Source organism: Frankia sp. CcWB2, assembly GCF_977927585.1.
Map to the genome: position 1 here is coordinate 1,592 of NZ_CDWRCM010000047.1, position 2,672 is coordinate 4,263.

Consider the following 2,672-nt stretch of genomic DNA (forward strand, 5'->3'; position numbering starts at 1 on the left):
CGGTCCCGCCGGGGGCCGAGCGGGCCTCCAGCGATCCCCGCACCGACAGCACCTCGCGCACGTCCGGGGTGAGCAGCGGGTTGATCACGCCGAGATCGTCGTCCGGCACCTCGTCGAGATCGACGTCGTGGGCCACGCACCACGACACGAACTGGCCGACCGCCTCGTGCGCCTGACGGAACGGCACCCCTCGGCGCACCAGGTACTCGGCGACATCCGTGGCCAGCGCGAAGCCGTCGGGCGCCGCGGCGACGAGCCGCTCGCGACGGACCCGCATGGTCGCAACCGTGCCGGTCAGCGCGGGCAGCACCAGCAGCAGGGTGTCGACCGCGTCGAAGACCGGCTCCTTGTCCTCCTGCAGATCGCGGTCGTAGGCGAGCGGCAGTCCCTTGAGAGTGGCCAGGAAGCCGGTCAGATCCCCGATGAGCCGGCCGGACTTCCCCCGGGCCAGCTCCGCGACGTCCGGGTTCTTCTTCTGCGGCATGATCGAGCTACCGGTCGCGAAGGCGTCGTCCAGTTCGACCCAGCCGAACTCCCTCGTCGTCCAGAGCACGATCTCCTCGCCGAGCCGCGACAGGTGCACTCCGATCAGGGCCGCCACGAACAGGAACTCGGCGGCGAAGTCCCGGTCGGAGACCGCGTCGAGGGAGTTGGCGAACGCCCGGTCGAACCCCAGCTCCGCGGCCGCCCCCTGCGGGTCGAGCGGCAGCGAGGAACCGGCCAGTGCCCCGGCCCCCAAGGCGCTCACCGACGCCCGGGCGTCCCAGTCGCGCAACCGGTCGATGTCCCGGACGAACGCCTGCACGTGTGCCAGCAGCTGATGACCGAAGGAGATCGGCTGGGCGTGCTGCAGGTGGGTCATCCCGGGGGCCGGGGTATCGACGTGCTGCTCGGCAAGCACGACCAGCGCATGGGACAACTCGGTCAGCCGCGCGGCCACCTCGCGGGCCGAGTCCCGCAGGTAGAGCCGCAGGTCGGTGGCGACCTGATCGTTGCGGCTCCGGCCGGCCCGCAGCTTTCCGCCCAGCGTTCCGAGCCGTTCGAGCAGACCGCGTTCGAGGGCGGTGTGGACATCCTCGTCCTCGACGGTCGGGCGGAACCGGCCCTGGGTGACCGCGTCGGAGAGCTCGTCCAGGGCGGCGAGCATCGCCGCGAGCTCGTCGACGTCGAGCAACCCGGCCCGGTGCAGGAGCCGGGCGTGCGACTTCGACGCGAGCAGGTCGTAGGGCGCCAGCCGCCAGTCGAACTGGACGCTTATCGACAGCCGGGCGAGCGCCTCCGCCGGGCCGCCGGCGAAGCGCCCGCCCCACAGCCGCATCGGCGCCCCGTCCCCGGGCGCCCCGTGCGTCGTGTCGTTCCCGCCGGACGGGTGCGTCGCGGTCACGGGTTCAGCCGCTGCTCACGCGCCGCCCAGACCTTCGTCGGCAAGCCCCAGAGCTCGATGAACCCGCGAGCGTCGCGCTGGTCGAACTGGTCGCCGGCGTCGTAGGTGGCCAGTGCGTGGTCGTACAGACTGGCCGGGCTGCGCCGGCCGACGACCTGGGCGACGCCACCCACCAGCCGGATCCGCACCTCCCCGGACACTCCGGCGCTGGCGGAGTCGACGAAGGCGTCCAACGCGCTCTTCAGCGGCGAGTACCACAGACCGTCGTAGACGATCTCACCCCACCGCTGGTCGATGCCCCGTTTGAACCGGGCGACATCCCGCTCGAGCGTGAGGTCCTCGAGGTCCCGGTGGGCCGTCAGCAGCGTGATCGCCGCCGGGCACTCGTAGATCTCCCGGCTCTTGATGCCGACGAGCCGGTCCTCGATCAGGTCGATCCGGCCCACGCCGTGGGCGCCCGCCCGGACGTTGAGCTCGGCGACGAGATCGGCGAGCGGGAGGGAGCGCCCATCCAGCCCCACCGGGACACCGTCAGTGAACGAGATGGTCACCTCGTCGGGGGTCCGCGCGACGGTGGGGTCCGCGGAGTAGACGAAGACGTCCTCCGGCGGCTGGGCCCACGGGTCCTCGAGGACGCCGCACTCGGCGGTGCGGCCCCACAGGTTCTGGTCGATGGAATACGGCGATTTCTTCGACACGTCGATCGGCAGGCCGCGTTCCTCCGCGAAGGCGATCGCCTTGTCCCGGGTCATCCCCGAATCGCGCACCGGGGCGAGCACGCTCAGCCCGGGGGCGAGCGCCGCCACCCCGACCTCGAAGCGCACCTGGTCGTTGCCCTTGCCGGTGCAGCCGTGCGCGATGGCGTCCGCCCCGTGCTCGCGGGCCGCGGCGACCAGATGCCTGACGATGACAGGTCGCGACAGCGACGAGATCAACGGATACCGGTCCATGTAGAGCGCATTGCTCTTGATCGCCGGAGCGACGAAGGACTCGGCGAACTCCTCGCGGGCGTCGACGACGATCGACTCGACGGCGCCACAGGTGAGGGCGCGCTGCCGGATGGCCTCGAGGTCCTCGCCGCCCTGGCCGACGTCGACCGCCAGCGCGACGACGTCGGCGCCGGTCTCGGCGCCGATCCAACCGATGGCCATGGACGTGTCGAGGCCGCCCGAGTAGGCAAGCACGACGCGTTCGGTCACAGTGCTTATCTCCTTATGTTGATTTATATCGAATAATGTTGAATTATTGGAAATCATGCCAAACTGGTTAAAAAAGCTGATAAGGGGAC

Annotated in this window: 2 protein-coding genes; both read right to left on the minus strand. The window is 70.4% G+C overall.

Features of this window, described 5'->3' with window-relative positions:
• On the minus strand, positions 1 to 1,318 hold a 1,318-nt coding region (gene argH, locus ACY45C_RS07360; protein ID WP_462186898.1), incomplete at its 3' end, for an argininosuccinate lyase.
• Positions 1,319 to 1,380: 62 nt separating this feature from the next.
• Positions 1,381 to 2,583 carry an argininosuccinate synthase gene (locus ACY45C_RS07365; RefSeq protein WP_462186884.1) on the minus strand — a complete coding sequence of 401 codons (1,203 nt, stop codon included), beginning with the start codon at positions 2,581 to 2,583 and terminating at the stop codon, positions 1,381 to 1,383.
• Positions 2,584 to 2,672 lie beyond the last annotated feature (89 nt).